General features: G+C 37.5%; 17 protein-coding genes and 2 pseudogenes. 4 read left to right on the forward strand and 15 right to left on the reverse strand.

What is annotated here, in order from left to right:
* Positions 1-144: 144 nt before the first annotated feature.
* A complete protein-coding gene (locus BSI_RS15190; RefSeq protein ID WP_003237222.1) occupies positions 145-1,086 on the reverse strand; it encodes a DMT family transporter in 942 nt (313 codons plus the stop codon).
* A gap of 113 nt (positions 1,087-1,199) precedes the next feature.
* On the opposite strand from BSI_RS15190, the gene BSI_RS15185 reads away from it, so the two are divergent.
* Complete coding sequence (locus BSI_RS15185) at positions 1,200-2,084, forward strand: AraC family transcriptional regulator (RefSeq protein ID WP_003237224.1); 885 nt, start codon at positions 1,200-1,202, stop codon at positions 2,082-2,084.
* A 419-nt stretch (positions 2,085-2,503) separates the two neighbouring features.
* On the opposite strand, the gene BSI_RS15180 is transcribed toward BSI_RS15185, so the two are convergent.
* The 3 genes from BSI_RS15180 to BSI_RS15170 form a co-directional block, all read right to left on the reverse strand.
* Positions 2,504-3,496 carry a DMT family transporter gene (locus BSI_RS15180; protein WP_029878411.1) on the reverse strand — a complete coding sequence of 331 codons (993 nt, stop codon included), beginning with the start codon at positions 3,494-3,496 and terminating at the stop codon, positions 2,504-2,506.
* Entirely contained in the window at positions 3,483-4,142 is a 660-nt protein-coding gene (locus BSI_RS15175) for a GntR family transcriptional regulator (protein WP_003237229.1), read from the reverse strand. Before BSI_RS15175 ends, BSI_RS15180 begins: the two co-directional genes overlap by 14 nt.
* Positions 4,143-4,780: 638 nt before the next feature.
* The gene (locus tag BSI_RS15170) at positions 4,781-5,284 is read right to left on the reverse strand and encodes a DinB family protein (protein ID WP_003237230.1); all 504 of its coding nucleotides are present in this window, start codon (positions 5,282-5,284) and stop codon (positions 4,781-4,783) included.
* A gap of 286 nt (positions 5,285-5,570) precedes the next feature.
* Between BSI_RS15170 and bltD the strand changes: the two genes are divergently transcribed.
* Positions 5,571-6,029, forward strand: coding sequence for a spermine/spermidine acetyltransferase (bltD, locus tag BSI_RS15165; RefSeq protein ID WP_003237232.1), 459 nt, complete (start codon positions 5,571-5,573; stop codon positions 6,027-6,029).
* A gap of 192 nt (positions 6,030-6,221) precedes the next feature.
* On the opposite strand, the gene BSI_RS15160 is transcribed toward bltD, so the two are convergent.
* On the reverse strand, positions 6,222-7,502 hold the full coding sequence (locus BSI_RS15160; protein WP_003237234.1) for an MFS transporter: 1,281 nt from the start codon (positions 7,500-7,502) through the stop codon (positions 6,222-6,224).
* Between the two features lie 111 nt (positions 7,503-7,613).
* On the reverse strand, positions 7,614-9,002 hold the full coding sequence (locus BSI_RS15155) for an aminotransferase-like domain-containing protein (RefSeq protein ID WP_003237236.1): 1,389 nt from the start codon (positions 9,000-9,002) through the stop codon (positions 7,614-7,616).
* A 71-nt stretch (positions 9,003-9,073) separates the two neighbouring features.
* On the opposite strand from BSI_RS15155, the pseudogene BSI_RS15150 reads away from it, so the two are divergent.
* Positions 9,074-9,258: pseudogene (locus BSI_RS15150) on the forward strand (sigma factor-like helix-turn-helix DNA-binding protein); the annotation flags it as partial.
* Between the two features lie 304 nt (positions 9,259-9,562).
* Positions 9,563-9,640, forward strand: a complete 78-nt coding sequence (locus tag BSI_RS22040) for a YjcZ family sporulation protein (protein WP_080030810.1) — start codon at positions 9,563-9,565, stop codon at positions 9,638-9,640.
* Between the two features lie 192 nt (positions 9,641-9,832).
* Here the strand turns inward: BSI_RS22040 and BSI_RS0120870 are convergent, their stop codons facing one another.
* The 9 genes and pseudogenes from BSI_RS0120870 to BSI_RS15120 all read right to left on the reverse strand — a co-directional run bounded on the left by BSI_RS0120870 (position 9,833) and on the right by BSI_RS15120 (position 18,291).
* Positions 9,833-10,204, reverse strand: a complete 372-nt coding sequence (locus BSI_RS0120870; protein WP_032731967.1) for a YrdB family protein — start codon at positions 10,202-10,204, stop codon at positions 9,833-9,835.
* A gap of 47 nt (positions 10,205-10,251) precedes the next feature.
* Positions 10,252-10,407, reverse strand: coding sequence for a hypothetical protein (locus BSI_RS22670; RefSeq protein WP_003237242.1), 156 nt, complete (start codon positions 10,405-10,407; stop codon positions 10,252-10,254).
* Positions 10,408-10,614: 207 nt separating this feature from the next.
* A pseudogene (locus BSI_RS22975) lies at positions 10,615-10,743 on the reverse strand (hypothetical protein); the annotation flags it as partial.
* Between the two features lie 393 nt (positions 10,744-11,136).
* On the reverse strand, positions 11,137-11,706 hold the full coding sequence (locus BSI_RS15145) for a flavin reductase family protein (RefSeq protein ID WP_003237246.1): 570 nt from the start codon (positions 11,704-11,706) through the stop codon (positions 11,137-11,139).
* Between the two features lie 449 nt (positions 11,707-12,155).
* Positions 12,156-13,064 carry an arginase family protein gene (locus tag BSI_RS15140; protein ID WP_003237248.1) on the reverse strand — a complete coding sequence of 303 codons (909 nt, stop codon included), beginning with the start codon at positions 13,062-13,064 and terminating at the stop codon, positions 12,156-12,158.
* Positions 13,065-13,145: 81 nt separating this feature from the next.
* The gene (locus BSI_RS15135) at positions 13,146-13,991 is read right to left on the reverse strand and encodes a MerR family transcriptional regulator (RefSeq protein ID WP_003237250.1); all 846 of its coding nucleotides are present in this window, start codon (positions 13,989-13,991) and stop codon (positions 13,146-13,148) included.
* Positions 13,992-14,668: 677 nt separating this feature from the next.
* Positions 14,669-15,001 carry an MmcQ/YjbR family DNA-binding protein gene (locus BSI_RS15130; protein WP_003237252.1) on the reverse strand — a complete coding sequence of 111 codons (333 nt, stop codon included), beginning with the start codon at positions 14,999-15,001 and terminating at the stop codon, positions 14,669-14,671.
* Positions 15,002-15,386: 385 nt separating this feature from the next.
* Positions 15,387-17,168, reverse strand: a complete 1,782-nt coding sequence (locus tag BSI_RS15125) for an acid phosphatase (RefSeq protein WP_032731896.1) — start codon at positions 17,166-17,168, stop codon at positions 15,387-15,389.
* Positions 17,169-17,517: 349 nt separating this feature from the next.
* On the reverse strand, positions 17,518-18,291 hold the full coding sequence (locus BSI_RS15120) for a metal-binding protein ZinT (RefSeq protein WP_003237259.1): 774 nt from the start codon (positions 18,289-18,291) through the stop codon (positions 17,518-17,520).
* Positions 18,292-18,396 lie beyond the last annotated feature (105 nt).

The raw sequence follows: 18,396 nt of genomic DNA on the forward strand, positions 1-18,396 counted from the left end.
AAGAGGTGGATGATTTTTACTCTCTTTTTTATCATCACTTCGAAATTATTTTAAAAAAACAATACTCCCCAATAGCAGCTAACAACTTTTACGACTTGACACCAACATCACGACGACCTTTTTATAGACAGAAACTTTTTTACATTATTCCCCAATCTTCAATATAGATTTTTCACTCTGCATAGAAGGCTCTTTATTTAAAGCCAATATTAAAGTTATACCTATAATACAGAAAGCACCACCCCATTGAAAAAAACCAAATGGTTCTTTTAGCCAAACGACAGTTGTTACTACTGCTGATAGAGGCTCTAAGCTGCCTAACAGGCTTGTCTCTTTGGGTGAAAGGCTTTGCAAACTTTTTATAAAGAACCAGAACGCAATCATTGTTCCAAATATTGTAACAAATAAAATATATACATATGCCTCAGCAGTTAAGCTTTTAAAATCCATTTGCCATGGCGGATGAATAAAACTTAATGCAAAACCGCCAATAATCATAGCCCAACCTACAACAACAAGGGAATCAAATTTATTTAATAAACCAACGGCATATAAAGTATAAAAAGCTGCCGCGAATCCTGATAAAACTCCCCATACTACTGCAATTTCCGGTACTGAAAGCTGAGAAATGGAACCATTTGTCAGCAGAAAAAAGCACCCCGCCAGCGCAAGCAATACTGTTATGATATCTTGTTTGGTCAGAACAGTTCTTTTTCGCAAAACCGAGTAGATAATGACGATTACTGGGGATAAATATTGTAATAACGTAGCAACAGCAGCATTCCCATGTTGAATGGATGCCATATATGTGTACTGCACAGCAAGCATTCCAAACAACCCAAAAATAAGAAGCTGACCAGCTGATTCTTTGTTTTTCCAAACCTCAATAACTTGAGACCGATTCTTTCTGAACAATTGGAGCATTAAGAGTAAAATGCCTGCCGTAAGCAAGCGTATCGTTACAAGCCAATTGACATCAACTTGATCATCTTGAAAAAGTTTTTTTGCTACTGTCCCCCCAATTCCCCAACATGTCGCCCCTGTTATAACATAAAACAATCCCATTCTTCTTTTAGAAGTATTCATACATGACTCCTCACTAATAAATATAATAATAGTGTTATAATAAGTGCAGATTCTCATAAAAAATACTCAAATCGAATGAAAAAATATAAATATATTGAGGTGAGAATGTCCAAATGAAAAGTTTTATGATTGATCAAAACTTAAAAGAATTAACAGAGCACCGAACGGTAGAATTACCAGTTGCATGTTACGAGACAAGAATCAATCAAAATATAAATGGCTATATTCCGCTTCATTGGCATGATGAAATTCAATTTGTTTTGATACGAAAAGGGGAAGCTGTCTTTCAAATAAATGAAGAAAAAATAGTGGTTCCAGAAGGGGATGGATTATTTATCAACAGTGGCTGCCTGCACATGGCAGAAGAAAAGGATGGCTCAGATTGTACGTATATTTGCTTAAATGTTTCACCCCATTTCGTGTTATCTCAAGAACTGTTTTCAAGCTATGTTCAGCCCTATATTTTTTCAACCAATTTATCCTATTTATTTTTGGATAGAAATCAGCATTGGGCAAAAAACATTCTAAAAGCTGTAAAAACAATAAATCAATTGGTTCAACAAAAGAAATCGCTTTATGAAATTGACATTACCATGCAATTAACTTTGATGTGGAAAAATTTGATTTTTAATGGTTTTCAATTAGAGTATGATCAATCTGAAATGATAAAAAGTCATCGAATGAAACAAATGTTAAACTGGATACATCTCCATTATGCTGAAAAAATTACATTAGAGGACATTGCAAAAGCTGGCCAATTGAGCCGATCTGAGTGCTGCCGTTATTTTAAACGAATGCTGAATAAGACGCCGTTACGTTATGTACTGGATTACAGAATCCAAAAAAGCTTATTGTTACTGCAACACCCGGAAACCAATGTTACAGAAGTGTCTTATCAAGTTGGATTTAACAGTACCAGTTATTTCATAAGTAAATTTCAACAAGCTATGAATATGACACCATTCTCATACAAAAAAATTCATATGGGAATTAATTGATACGGTTATTTTACGATTTGAAATAAAGTCCTTGTTTAAGGTGCTCCCTTCTAATTTTTTAATAAGCTGTTCAACTAGCCATTGGTGTCAAGTTCGTATAGCTACACATACCTGAAAGTCCAAGAGGATCTCGGCATAGAATGATTTGTTCCCCATTGCTGTAATGTAATTTCGTTTTTGAATTGGATGTCAATGGGGAAGCACCAACAAAACGCGAATTTCGTACGCTAAAGCAAAATTTCATTTCATAAAGAAAAAACCGATGTTCCTATATGTGCGGGACATCGGTTTTTGTTCGTATCCTTTTACTTAGTTATTAAATTTTGACATAAAACTTAGAGTGCTACATTTTTCAAAAAGTAATAAAATTACCTATACTAACTAGAAAAGGGTTCATACTATACATTTTAAAATATCAATTAAGCACTAATATTTGGGTTATGCGCTGTTTCACCTTTATGGGAAACATAACTATGTGCTATCATTCCTAGCATTATTACAAACATACCACACCATGATAAAATAGAAGGAAATGAAGAATGTAATAAAATTAGTTCTCCGATAACGGCAAAAAGTACCTCCATGGATTGTGTTGCTTCAACAGTTGCAAGTTTCTGCATATCTCCTTTAACCATATCAGTCGCTTTAAAAAATAAGATAGTTGCAATTACACCCGAACAAATAGCAACTAAAATAGATTGCATAGTTTGCTCTTTACTAGGCAATCCTTCTGTAAAAAGACCATACAGGGATAGTAAAAACCAAAATGGTAAGCTAGCTAATGTCATTCCAAGGACACGTTGATAAGCATCTAGACGATTTCCACAAACCTCCATCATCTTACGATTCCCGAGCGGGTAAGCGAAAGATGCTACAATAACAGGGATAATACCTAACAAAATATCTTTTACAGCAAGCGATTTTGCTTGTTCCATTTGCATAAAGAAAATACCAAGAAGAATAATTAATGACATCCCCATACCTTTCATTGGGATTTTTCCTCTTTTCTTAAGAATTCCATCTGGTGTTTCAATGGTTTGAATAAAAAGAGGAGCTAACAAAGATCCTGATATAATAGTAATTTGCCATGTCCCAGCAATTATCCATCCTGGTGCATGTACAGCGGCAAAGCATAATGGAGCGTAAAATAGACCAAAACCTACGAAACTCCATAAAAACCATGCTCTTAAATTCTCTCTCATAACTTGTAATAATACTTTTAATTTTTTCCTACTCATAACAAGAAGTAAAAGAAATGGAAGCATGAAAACAAATCGTAATGAGGCACTCCATATCCAGCTACCACCTGATAATTCCATTGCTCGATTCAATATAAATGTGAAAGCAAAAAAGAAAGCAGCACATATACCTAAAAAAATAGGGCGCAAATTTCTCACCTCAATCTGTCTCATAAGTCAGTAATTCCCCCAGACTTAACCAGTTTTGTTCTACAAGATGTGCTGTTGTTTCTTTATCTTTATTTTTGCATGCTTCTATAATGTGCTGATGTTGTTCTACTGATTTCAAACCATTTATAGAAGTGAACTGAGAAATTTCAAGGCGTTGAATCTTAGATATACTTCGTTCTAGCGCGCGAATGATTTCAGGATTTCCCGCCACATCTAGAAAAACATTATGGAATAACTCATCGGCTTCAATTGCTTTTATAATATCTTTTTTCTCAATAGATAGTAGTAAGGCTTTATTACTGAACTCTAATTCTTGAATATCTGCCTCTTTGAGTAATGGTACTGCTAAACGAGCTGCTAATGAATGTAAAGCTGCTACCACAGTAAATGCGTGTTTTGCCTCCTCAAGATTTAATGGTGCAACGCGAGTCACTGAACCAGGAATAGATTCAACCAGTCCTTCATCTTCAAGACGTTTTAGAGCCTCTCTAACCGGAGTACGGCTAATTCCGAATTCTTCTGCTAACTCTTTGTCATTTAAGCGTTGCTCCGGTTGCAGCTCTAATGTAACAATTGCTTTTTTCAAAGTTAGATATACTTCATCTCTTAATGACGTACGTTTAATGGGTTTAATAATATCTTTTTTCATAAAACCAATATATCGGATATTGGTTTAATGGTCAACTGTAATTTTTCAATAAAATACATTCAATTAGCAAGTTCTAAAAACGACTGTTTATGGTACTTGGTTATTTTAAACAAAAGCACTAAAAACTCATCCATTTTAAGTACCAAAACCCCGCTGCAATGTTGGCGATGGGAACTAACATTGGTCTAACTAAAATGGCTGATGCTACTCCTGGTATCTCCTACGAAAATAAGAGATATACCATATATCCAAATTTGTTGTTTTCTAATTATTCTCTAATTATCTTCATATTGATAATCTTGCCTCGTTAATTCTTAAGGAAACTTTGTTCTTTTTCTATCCCTGAAACCCCTAGTTAACTACTTCTTACTTGAAATTGGTGCGATGTCATGGATACCATATAAGGGTATATAACTCTAAAGAAAAAACAAAGAAGATACAAAGTATCGTTTTGTATCTTCTTTGTTAGTTCGAGTCTCTTTAAAGTTGAGGTATATTTCCAGTTACAAAAGCCTGTTATTTCAAGAATTTGAAGTGTTTCGAATAAAAATTAATCAAAATGATGTTAATAACAGTAATAAACGAACAAAAGGAAAGAACATGTTGTAATGGCTTAACTTCTTTATAAAAAAGTTTGATTACATTTTCGGGGCTTCCAAACCGAATTTTGTCCATTCCTCTTTTGCTGGACCATAAATACCTGGAACAGTTAAACCTGCTTGTCTCATAAGAACAGTCATTTGTCCTCGGTGGTGATTTTGATGTTGAATTAAAAACATCAAAAGTGAACCATTTGGCAATTGTTGACCAATAAAGTTGATACGTTCTTGAAGTGTATGGTCAGTCCACTGGTCTTTTAACGCCTGTACAAATGCATTACTTGCTTGATGATAGCTGTCAGCTATAAACTGAGCTGAAGAAGGAACAGGATAATCTTCAGCTGGAGCGTGAAACGTTAAGTTTGTGTTTGAGGTAATGATGCGAATAGCAGCAACAGTATGCCAAGCTATACGGCCTAAAGTCCAATTTTGTGAAGTTATTTCTTGTTTAAGCGATTCATCAGTTAGACTATTTAGTAGTTTTTGTGTAGCATCGGCTTCGAACTCCCAAGATTTTAAAAAATGGTCTAAGGTTTGAAACACAAAAATCCTCCTTATAAATTTTTTGTTTTTCTATGAACCTATAATTCAATTATAGTGCCCCGTTTAGTTAAAAAGAACATACTTTAGACAAAAATTATCTAAGGAAAAAAGGCATCACGACATTCTTATAAAGTCATGGATTTATTTTAAACATCACATCTTTTTTACAAACATGGTGACTATCCAGTGGATTAATCGCTGAAAGTCTCCATACTCACTCCAACATGCATATAAACCCGTAAATGTATATTATCCTTTGCAGAATAAGAAATAAGGAGAGTGTAGTATGAGTATCGAAATAAAAGCAGTAACTGATAATAATCGTGCCGCAATTCTTGCTCTACATGTCAGCGAGAATCAAGCATCATATATTGAATCAACAAAAGTATGTTTAGAGGATGCAAAAGAATGTCACTATTATAAACCTGTCGGACTTTACTATGAAGGAGATCTAGTCGGTTTTGCAATGTATGGATTGTTTCCTGAGTATGATGAAGACAATGAGAATGGGAGAGTCTGGCTTGATCGATTCTTTATTGACGAACACTATCAGGGAAAGGGATTAGGAAAGAAAATGCTTAAAGCTCTTATTCAGCACCTTGCTGAGCTATATAAATGTAGGAGAATTTATTTAAGTATATTTGAAAATAATATTCATGCTCTATGCCTTTATCAGAGGTTTGGTTTTCACTTTAATGGTGAACTCGATTTTAACGGCGAGAAGGTAATGGTAAAAGAACTATAGGTTCTTAGAGGGTTTCCATAAAGCCATTTCAAAATTAGGCAAATTAATAAAAAAAGATTTAGTATTCTGGCTTTCTCTATTTCTTATACAGGAGATTACATATTTAAGAAGACTAATATGTAATCCCCATTCCTAAACAACTATCGCAGCCAACCAGTTCCACAATTTTACTGTTCACAAAACAATTTGGGCTCATTTTTTACCTCCACGAGACCATACCACCACTGGAATGAGCAATAAGGATAAAATCCCTCCAGTAAATGATAATGTTAGGAAACTTGAACCTGCCACAATCATCCCAGACAATGCTCCGCCAGCAGCTCCTGACAACGCAATCAGAACATCCACTGTACCTTGAGTTTTAGCACGTGTGGCCGTTTCAGTTGAATCAACAATAAGTGCAGTCCCACTTATCAAACCAAAATTCCATCCTAATCCAAGTAAAGAAAGAGCAATGACGAGAAGAACCATAGAATCTCCTGGTGCAAATGCTGCCATTAAGCCTGCCAGAAGTAACGTCGTTCCAGAAGCAATCGCCATTGCAGTACGTCCCAGCTTATCAACAAGAACACCTGTAACCAGTGAAGGGAGATACATGGCACCTATATGAAAACCAATGACAAGACCGACTGCACCCAAGCCATGTCCATGATGACTCATATGGACTGGTGTCATTGTCATAATAGCCACCATTACAATTTGGGTAAGAACCATAATCGCAGCACCAACAATTATGCCTCTTTTGTTTTCTGTGTGCTCGGTTGTTTCCAAATGTCCTTTATCACTAGGTTCTTGGTTGGTCACTTCGATTGTTCTTGCTATCACTAATGGATCTGGACGAAGCATGATGAAAAGGACAACACCTGCTAAGATATATGCTGCTGCTGCTAAAATGAAAGGGCCAGCAAGTGATGGAACACCAATAGAACGAGCAAAATTCCCCATGACATTCACTAAACTTGGACCCGCAACTGCGCCAAATGTTGTAAAAACCATCGTAATACTTACAGCAGTCGCCCGCTGTTTATTATTTGCTAAGTCCGTACCTGCATAACGAGCTTGTAAATTTGTCGCTGTTCCAGCACCGTAAATAAGCAATGAAGTAAATAACAAGAAAATACTATTTATGATGGCTGCAATGATGACTCCTATTGCTCCAAGTCCGCCAATCACAAAGCCAGCTGAAAGACCTGTACGGCGGCCATAGCGTTGAGATAGTCTCCCGACAAATAATGCAGATCCTGCTGATCCTAAAGTAAATAAAGCAGAAGGCAGACCAGCAAACGCATCTGTACCAAGCATTTGCTGTGCTATAAGCGCTCCGACAGTAACTCCTGCCGCAAGCCCTGCACCGCCAAAAATTTGTGAAATACTTACAACAAATAAAGTACGCTTGTATAATGCTTTTTGTTTTTCTGGAGAACTGATGTAACTTTGTAATGAAGCTGTTTGAATGTCTGTTGTTTTTAACATACTCTGACCTGCCTTTCGTAAAGCCTAATTATATAAACCTCCCTCTAGATGTGGATCATCATAACACGCGCAAAAAAGCCATACAATATAATAATTGTATGGCGAACAATATTAGGTAATACCGTTTATCAAACGTTTAAGGATCATTAATCCTTGCTCAAGCTCTTCGATTGTTTTTGGTGCACATACAGAAACCCTTACAGCCCTTTCCGGACAACTATTTCCCACTACAAAGCGTTCAGCCGCATACACTTGCACTCCATGCTGTGCAGCTAATTCTTCAAATTCAGCACCAGTCATTTTACCCGGCAACAACAACCAACGAAAAATGCCTGTTTCTACACCTAAACATGTATAGTCCGCAAAATATCGGTTGACGATTTGGTTTCTGCGAATGGTTTGTTTCCGATGCCCCTCAATTAAGACTTCAAATTGATTTGATACAATCGTGCGTGCAGTAAGTTCAGCTAATAGCGGGGAAACGGTTATATTTAAATTATAGAGCGCCTTTGACATTTGCTCCTTAAATTGACTCGGCACTGCTACATAGGCCAGTCGCAGCCCTGGTGCTAACGACTTTGATAAACTTGCAATATGGATAACCTGTTCCGGCGCGAATGATGCAAGTGCTGGAAGTGGATTTTTGTTGAGAAGATGGTACGATGCATCTTCAATAACAAACAGATTATATTTCTTTGCAATTTCTGCAATCATTCTTCGTTTCTCAACAGACATAAAGGAAGCTGTCGGATTATGATAATCTGGGATCAAATAAATGCCTTTAATATTTTCATTTTTACACGCATATTCAAGTGACTCCGGACTCATTTCATAGTTCTCTGATTTTATCGGTACGATTTGCACACTAAGCATTGATGCAACAGTTTTTAATCCAGGGTATGTATGATGGTCAACACCAATGCGATCTCCAGGCTTACAAAGACTCGCCAATGCAGCAGCAATCGCATTTTGCCCCCCATTTGCAAATAAAATGTGATCAACGGCTGTTTCAAATCCGCCTCTTCGGATTAGCTTTACAGCTGCATCCTTTTGCCAAAGGCTTTCGCCTGCCCGACCATAACCAAACCATTTTCCGTAATCTTCATCTTGCAGCATGTTTTTTAGTTGAAGTAACAGGGGCTCGTAAGAAGCATTATCAGGCAGTGTAGCTCCCATTTCAATTAAATGTTTCGGCTTTGTATCCTCAAGTAAATACGCATTTGATAACGCATCGTATGATACAAATGTGCCGCTTCCTACAGATGCACTTAGCAAGCCCTTTAACTCGCAAACTTTAAACGCTTTTGAAATGGTACTTACGTTTAAATCCAAATAATCAGCCAGTTCTCTCTGTGGAGGAAGTTTTGTTCCAGGTAATAAAACTCCGTTTACGATATCCTGTTCCAATTGCCCTGCAAGTGCTTTATAGATAGGCTTTTCCGTTTTATCAATCGATGGCTTCCAGCTCATCGGATAGTTTTCAAAAGAATTAATCGGCATGATACGCATCCTTTTTCACTCAATTATAAGAAGGTGCTGTTTATAAAACAATGATAATACTCTATCATAGGATTGTCGGGCGGTTTGGACTTGATTTAAAGAAGGAAAAAACGCAGCGGGAGATTGCCAAAGAACTCAGTATTTCGTGCAACTATGTATCGCGGATTGAAAAGCGGGCGCCGATGAAGATGTTTCATAAGTTTATCGGGCAGAGAAGGAGAAAAGGAAGAAAGCGAGTCGGCTGCATATTCAATAATTTCATTTATATCTACTCATTTTTTTCATCTGCATTTATGATGAACATGCTTCCTTCATCTCCATTCCCAAATCGGGGTGACCTCATATAACACACTTGCATCAGGAAGATTAACAAGAGATTGGTCGGAAACAACACATCATTTTGAAAAGGAACAAATTCAAAAAGATACGTATAATGCAACGATCAGTTAGGAGTACAGATTAGACTAAAAACTTATTTTATACACAATTAAACTATCATCACTATCGAATAAGCTCGATCAGCATATCATGTACTATCCTCTTTTAAGGAAGGTGATGTTATGCGGTCATTTCCATTAATTGTGGTGCTATTCATCCTATTAATTATCGTTGGGACATCTTTCTTTGGCAGCTATTAAGAACTCACCTTGCCCCATATCCATCAGACGCCATAAGAAATCTTTATGGCGTCTGTTTTGTTATGTGATTAACTCCAAATGCTGATAAAGTTTCTGAACCAGGCCATTTTTACAAATCTTCATCTTTCTGAAGCTGTATATCGAGCTTTAGTTTTTTAAAATCGTCCCCAATGTTTGCTTAAAAATAATTCACTATTGTTTTAGAAGCCATTTTATACGATCAGCTGAAGTGATGTAGTGTAGCAATATAAGACAAAAAAACATGATACCAACCGTTTTTGCATTACTAAAATAAAGCGCTGCAACAGCCATTGTGAAGATCAATAATTCAATAACTAATCTTGTTAGCCCGTTTATGGCTATTACAGTTTGTCCACTTCGACTAGGATCATTAGGCACTGCAAACACGGACCAGATCACCATAACTACAATCGGTAAAACTAATGATAGAACATATTTAAAAAAACCATTAAAGTGGGTCCATGCAAACACACCTATGGAAATGAGTGCAGCGATTTCAAGGGCGAATCTTAAAAATAAATTCGTTTGATTCAGTTTTCCCAACTCCTCTGTATTAAAAAGCACCCCGCAGGAGATGCTCTTTCTCTACTTTATTTCAGCGTATAAAAGCTTTTCTGTTCTTCCTCTTTAGACTCTATTGGAGTTTTCGGAGAGATCATCTCCACTTTTAAAGATATGACACCGACTGCTGCTGTTACCAATGCTCCGATTAATGCAACAATTATAAGTATAATGAAATATGACAACTTTTCCCCTCCTATCAGATAATTATCCAAATAGTCAGGAAGTTGTCTACAATTCACGGAATTTGTCGAACGATACTATGGAATAAAACCATAATTTGTTGGTCCTCAAATTAATAACATCTAATAGTAAAAGAACCAATGGCTAAAAACCCTTGGTTCTTCAGATAACCAGAATATTCCAAGGATGACGTTCGTTCACCTAGAATATTAAAGCACTTCCTTGACCTTACTTCCTTCTTCATCATTTTTTATTACCTGATACTCTTTCTCCCAAAAATGTGCATTCTTTATCCCTAGTTTTTCCGGATCAAATACTGGATCTCTCCCCTCTTTTTTCGGACATAGAGAAGTTGTAAAAACTGGTTTCCAATTTCCCTATTGTTTTTCGGAATATATGCCTCCTTCAAAGCTAAGAGCTGTTCCTGCTAGAAACGCTAATAGATAAGAGAAATAACGCATTACATGATCCTTCTTTTCATTTTGTGAGGGAATGTTCTTTATGGACTTTGTTGATGAAAGAGAAAGTTGAAATACCTTTTCAGAGTGAGATGAATCGGGGCTTAGAAATATAAACCGCAAAGCTTTCTTGAAGAAGCTTTGCGGTCTAAGGTTTCTTTTTGCTTAGTTTAAGTCAATGGATTTCCAGCGGAATCCACTGCACCCCAAGGCATAGTGGTTTTATGAGCATTGTATGCCACGTAACAATGAATGTGGAGGAACCTGAATGTTTCAATCAGTTTTGGAATAAAAGTCGTGTTGACGTTCCTCTGCTTTACTATTTAATATTCGGTAGCTAGACTTTCCAATATGAAGCGGAATATCTAATTTTTCTAAATTTGGCATTCCATTTTTTAAGAAAAGCTCTTTATCTTGATATCTCTGTAAAACTTCTCCCACAATCCACTCTTGATCGCCCAAAGTGGATATACTGTGTACTTTACACTCATAAGCAAAATACGCATCAGTTAAAATCGGTATCTCAGCTTTTAGCCCTTCTTCGTATTGAATATTAAATTCTTCAAACTTATTTATATCTCTGCCACTGTGGGTGCCTAATGCTTGGATGAATTCCGAACATCTCCCTGGAAGGAAATTCACACCGAAAACACCACTTTTCTCAATCATTTTGTAAGTATATGTCTCTTTGTTTACTGATATCCCATACATTCCAGGAGAAGATCCGATATACGTATGCCAACCGGAAGCCATTGCGTTTTTTTCACCTTCATATTGAGCCGTAACTACAGCTACCATTCCAGGGTAGGCATACCAAATCGGTTCATCTATCGGTGCTCTCATATTCATCGCTCCTTTTGTTTTAGATTCATTTTTTATTAGAATTGGAGATACGATAAAACGTGTTTGAACGTAAACGCTATCAAAAGCTAAAGCAGCACGTACAGCTCTAATATGATTAACTTCATTATTCTGAGGAGTCTATCTTCCTTCACCATACTTTTGAGCTAATTTGTCACTTCAAGGCTGGTGTGCTTTAATTAGGCTTTTATTAACAGCAGTGAACTGTTAAATAACTTCTTCTCTCATTCATTACGTCCATTGATGACATAACGAACGGATATTTAAGTAAACAACAACCTTCTGCGTCATGTAAATCATTCTTGTTTTGGGCAGGTAAAGCCTTTTCCCTTTATTAACGGCGAAACGGAAAACTTAAAATCCCGTTTCACTTGAAGATCATGTAGAAATTAGTTGGTTCTAAGTATTCTAGGTTGGTTTTTTCATCATGTTTAAAAGATCCAGTTAAATGGGGCTTTATCCTTTTTATTGATATCCCCCAGTAATGGAAGTCGCTGCAACATATTTTGTAAGTTATACGCATCCCATGGAAAATGTTCTGTAATCCCTAATCCTGCAACATCATGGGCTTTGGCTACATCTTGAAGCACCCGTATAATTGTTTCGATGCTGGATGCTTTTGGAGCTTTTCCAACCATTTCATCGTAAGTATCAGGATTCGCAATTAAGAGAGAACGGAATTCCCTTAGGTCCAGTACATCTAAATCAAAATGAACGATAACCTTAGAAGGTTTGCGTGAATCCAGCCACTGAAGTACCTTGGAACTGTCTTCTTCAATATCATCTGGGGTTGCAATATCGAATTTCATATTCTGTAACGGTTTAGAGTGAAGTGCTTCCATCATATCGTTCAACCCGACAAACAATACCTGTTCCGGTTTAAATGGACGAGGTACCTCAGCGACGAATTCCTTATCACCGATACCCAGCAAATTAGCAAGTACATGAGCATGGTGGTTTGGCCAATCCTCAGGAATGGAGACGTCAGGATGTAAATCGACCCATAACAAAGCAGTATCTCCATCGTATTTTTCGTTTAAGTATGCAAAAGGAGCAAGTTCTACACCGCAATCGCCGCCAAGAACGATAACACGATCAGGCCTGTGCTTTTGAATTAAGCTTTTGGCAGATCGAGCTTGCTTTAATAAAACACTCCTGCCAACAATCCCCTGCTCTTTTTCAAGGCACACATCTAAATCGACAGGTACTTCTTCAAATGGACCATTCGTTTTAGGAGCAAGCCAGTTTAATAAGTGTGCTCCGAGTACGTACGGAGGGTTGTTGCCGCCTTGCCATTGCGGCATGAGTAATCGAAGTGTCTTATCTTCTTTATTTGTCATCTTATACACCTTCCTTTCAAATATTCATAAGAATGATGAACAAATCATAAACCCTATAGCAACTATAGGGTCAAGGGTTAGTTATTTTTTTAGCACTCTTAATTCTGTGAGGAAGTTTTCTTCTCTTAATGAGTTAAAGTCGATTGGAAGAGAAACTTGATATACTTTTCCCTCTGTTTGGATGCCATGAGATTCAATATATTGATAAAGTTTTTGATAATATTCATCATAATTTTTTGCAGACCAATCAAATGCGATACATACATATTCACCGGACGGTATCGTATCTAACCTTATGTTTTTTTCTACTATGTCTATCTTTTTCTCCTTGCAAACAGCCGTATAAATACTGTTGCAATAAATGTCACGAGAATCCTTATAGGGCTTGAAATCATAAATGAATCCATAATAGTTATCTACTACATCTCCTATTTTTTCTAGAACATCAGCCAGCTTTCTGTAATACAAATCTGATTGATTATGAGGATTAACTTGAGGCGTCTCTACTTTTAATATTGTTTGTTCATCTATATACCGAAAATAAACGAAACCTTCATCTTTTTTACTGCATATGTCTAATTGTTCATTAAGCTGATTCCTTCTCCTATGAAGTAATTGACGGGCACGTTCGAGTTTTTCCATTTCTTGCACAATAACGCTTTCTTGCTTCTCAAGAAATTGCTGCATATGTTCAGGGGTACAAGTAGATGAGGTGAAACGCTTGATTTCTTCCAGAGGCGTTTTCATATATTTTAGATACTTGATAATATCTAAATAAAAGAACTGTTTAACATGGTAGTACCGATAGCCATTATCCTGATCTGTATAATAAGGCTTGAAAATTCCGATCCTATCATAATAGCGCAATGTTTGAATTGAGATGTTATTTAGACGGGCTGTTTCTCCAATTGTAAAATATTCCTTCATCAATCTCTTCCTTTCTTCTTAGTTCTAAGAATTGTTTCTTTCACTATACACGGTTACCTTCAAAATCCTAACTGACCGATCTTGAGAAAAAACCTGTTTAAGACGATCTTCTTTTTCGTTCTTTGTTAAACATATCCACCAAGAAATTATCTAGCCCATTTCATAGCGATCGCTCGTTAAGCAGGCACAAAAGGATTGCCCTTATAGTCACTATAGGGTTTATGATTTGTTACGCAGTTTTAAAATGGTTGAAAAAAGGAAGGTAGTATCTCTTAGAAGATGTGTAAAGTGATCCATTGTGGCTCGAGTGTTAAATGAACATTCTATATCGTCTTGTGATTTCTTTGACTCCATCTTCTGTGCTTTATGTAGTGATTCACGATAGGCTCGCTGGATGAAGGAATTGTCTCTGTGAACACGGCTATAGATCTCATTACTGAGGTAAAGAGCTGTGAAGACATCGTTCAGGAATTAATGGCTGACTTTATAAAGAAAGTTATTCAAGGCTGATAGGCATAGATTATGAATATGAGTTATTAAAAAAGCTTATTCCTTAAAAGATTAAGCTTTTTTCCTTTACTATGTTCAAACCAGTTGCCATCTTTCCATATTATGCGACGCAAGGCTCTTTTAGCGCTTAAGGCTTTAGGTATAACCCTCTCCCTCAGGTCTGTCGCTTACTTAGTTTTAGTTAACATGTAGCTTTGTTTGATCATATCGTATATGTCTTCCTCTGGAACAGTTCCGTCAAGAATGATAGAATTCCAATGGTCTTTATTGAGATGAAATGCTGGAACTACCGAAGTGTATTTGTGTCTCCAGAAATCGATAAAACCGGGTTCACACTTCACATTGATCCAAATATAATCATCTTTTTCAAATATCCAGGCAAACACTTTTCTGTTTTTATCGTGTCGCATTAATGTCCAATTCTTATCACGGAACGGATAATCTTCATATACATTTTTAAAACTCAAACAATAATCAATTGCTTCCTTTCTATTTTTCATTGATTGCCTCTCCTTCAACATATAACTGCCTAAGTTTTTTCTTTAACTACTGATTTCCTCTACTTTATTTAACCAAAAATGAATAAGTGAATAAAACAATCCGATTGGTTAATTTGCACGATCAGCACCTCTAAAATCATACCTCTCTATACTATTTCCCATGTATAAAAAAATCCTTCCAACGCTAATTAAACAAATAGAAGCTCCCGTTGGTGTACTGCCTGTGTATGTTTACTGGCGGTGCGTTAACCTGTTTACCAGTATCATCAATCATAACGGGCACCATAAACAAAAAAACTGGTGCCAACTTAGCACCAGCTTGAAAACATATTCTTTATGGAGTAAACTGCTCTTTTTTAAGTTGGCAGATGCTTGGGATGCAAACTTATTTTGCCTTGACTTTTAATTGGATATGGTTGGACTTATAGATGACTTCCACTTTGTACTCGCTTGGCAATCCGACGGTCTCGATTGAAGAAAATGCCCCATGCCGATTTTGATAGGTGATGATTGTGGAACCATCAGCCGGTGCGTAATTGTCCGTAAAATGGAGACGTAATGTCCCTTTCATTTTTGCCTTGCCCTTAATGTGAAGCAGATCATTTTTTCCGCTGAGATTCAGCTCAAGTATACCTTTGGCAGATTGTTTGTAGTCTCCTCCGATGACCAGTTTTCCTGATACCTCTTCCTTCAGGGTGCCTCCGTTGTTTGAAACATCGCCTCTCCCAAAGGCTGTCTTCGAGTCGCCCTCAAGTGTTCCCTGATCAATCCGTATACCGCCGGAATATGTATTGTTCCCCTCCAGCTTTAATGTGCCTGTCCCCTTTTTAGTCAGCTTTCCGGTACCGGAGATATCGTTGCGCCAGCGATCCAATGCATGGAAGCCGCCTTTTGAAGAATCCATATTCACGGTAACGTCTTTGGCAAAAGCGCCATATCCATCTGCGGCCGAAAAGAGATTAAGCCGTCCCCATCCCTCTGGATCATCAAGAACAGGATAGCCGGAAGGAAGACTGGTAGTAGCTAAAATCCAACGGCGCTGCGTGTTGTCAAGGTAAGGAAAACGAGTTTCCAGCAGGACTTCAGCTCCCTTAGAAACCACCATTGGTTTAGCAGGTGAATTGATTTGCTCAAATCCGTATGTCAATCGTTGAATATATTGTTTTTTATTCATGTCATAATCGCTGAATCGATCTTCCGCTGTACCAGTTTGCGTTAACAACTTACTGTGGGCTTCATCATAAGCAGCCTTTTTCAAATTTTTATTGGCGGGATCAGATAAAATTGCAGCCGCCAAGCCAGTTGCCATGACACGTCCTCCCATTACATCAAGCGGGGAATGCATACCGGCAACAATGCGGTTATTGCCGAGCTCCGAAGCCCGGGTAAGGAGTTCCTGATAACGCTCTGGTACGGCATAAGCCATAGCAAAAGCGCTAAGGTATGCGGCATTCGTATGTCCGCTGGGAAAACCTCCGTCTTTGCTCGGATCAGGATTGATAGCGGGAACAAGGGTTGGAACAAGAATAGAATTGCTTTCCCAGCGAAACGGGCGGGGATATTGAAAGTATCCCTTAGCCGGGTTCGTTGAAGAATAGGGGCCGCGTAACGTATTGACCAAGCTCACGATGCTGCCGAGACTGGAACTCGTGCTGCCAGAATTGGTTCCTTCATCATGATATTTTTTTATCGTGGCATCTGCCGGGATACTGTTGATCGTTGTCGTCGCGCCCGCCTTCATTCGATATACATCGGTAAGCGGACCTAGACCGTCAATCACACTGTAGCTCTGATTCCTGCGATCATCAAAATATGCGGCATTTTCCTCACTAATCGTACGGCGTTCAGCAATGTCAACAACTTTTTGAATGTTGGCATCCAACACGCTGCTGTTCAGTTTGGCACCACTATCCCAAGTACTTCCGGGAGTCCAAAGCTTATTAAATTCGGAAAGTACCCCGATCGTAGGATTGGAATTCACTGTAGTATTAGCAGAGCTGTTATTTTTGTAATGATCTACGAAATATCCTGAAGGAGGGGGCGGCGGCAGTGTTACAGTTTTGGCTTTCGTTGTTGTGCTCGCATAACATTCACTCACAGAACTCTGAAATAATACCAGAGAAAATAAAGCCACTACTAAATGCTTCTTCATCCTTAGTAATTTCATTTTTTCATCATACTCTCCCTTACTCTTATCTCAAAAAGCTTTTCCCCAACCGTCAAGTTATTATTGATCGTATCTTACATTTATTAATGAAATAGCGTTGTTTTATTAATGTTTTGTTTATTTTTTCTAGGCGTCAATGAAATAGAAGTCACCTACAAGCTGAGAGAAAGAAACGGAAGAAAACTACAGAAGCAAAAAGCTGCTGACGAGGAGCCAGCAGCTAACACAGGGGCATCTAAGCATTCATAAAGGACTAGGCGTGTTTCCGCATTCTATAAATTTTTCACAGTGAAAACATTACAGAACAACTTTATTATAAAAGAACACCATATTTTATGGTAATCATCATTTAATGCGCCATCATATCATGGGCAATATCGTGTCCATCCATTTTTGACGGGTAGTAGGTAGGCCAGTGTTTGACTTCATCAAGTAAAGCTTCACGGTCATCACCCCAATACAGATGGTAATGACTAGCTTTAGTCGGATAGATACTATGATCACTAAACTGAATATACTGAGGGAGCCCTTCAGCTTCTTTAGCTAGTTTGAATATGTATCTTACCCCTCTATTGCCTCCATCATATGTTAGAATTTCGTACCCGTCATAGGTATACTTACCAGAATATTCTTTTCCATTTTTGAAGAACGTTACAGCATCTTTTTGAATTAAGATACGGTCAACATCTGTTTTATACCCTTTTTTATAGTACTCTTTATATTCTTCAGCTGTCTTGTCACCTTCATGTTCTGATTTATATGAAAATACTTCGTCAAGAGTACCATCTTGCAGGTATGGATATACAGATTGCCAGTCTCCTTCCCAATCAGAAAGTGAACGATCCTTTACTTGGCTGTTTTTAAAATAGCCTTCATAAATTTTTTCTGTTTCTTCATCATGCGCATGACTATGATCGTGCTCATGATCATGAGCGTGAGCACTTTCGTGTGTGTGACTTTCAGATGCTTGCTCTTGCGTTTTGGAAGAGTCTTCTGCAACAGCCGAGGATGATGTTGTTTTATTAGACTCACCTTTTGATGAACCGGAAGTCTGACATCCTGCCAATACGAGTAATGAACCAATAGTTAATATACCTAACCTCTTTGCAAATAAAATCTTCATTCCAACACTCCTTTTTCATTAAATCGAAAACATTACGATTTATATTATACATATATCTCGTGGAAACATCAAAGGGAAAATGCTCCTCATATTACTGAATCGTAT

Source organism: Bacillus inaquosorum KCTC 13429 (assembly GCF_000332645.1).
Classification (GTDB): domain Bacteria; phylum Bacillota; class Bacilli; order Bacillales; family Bacillaceae; genus Bacillus; species Bacillus inaquosorum.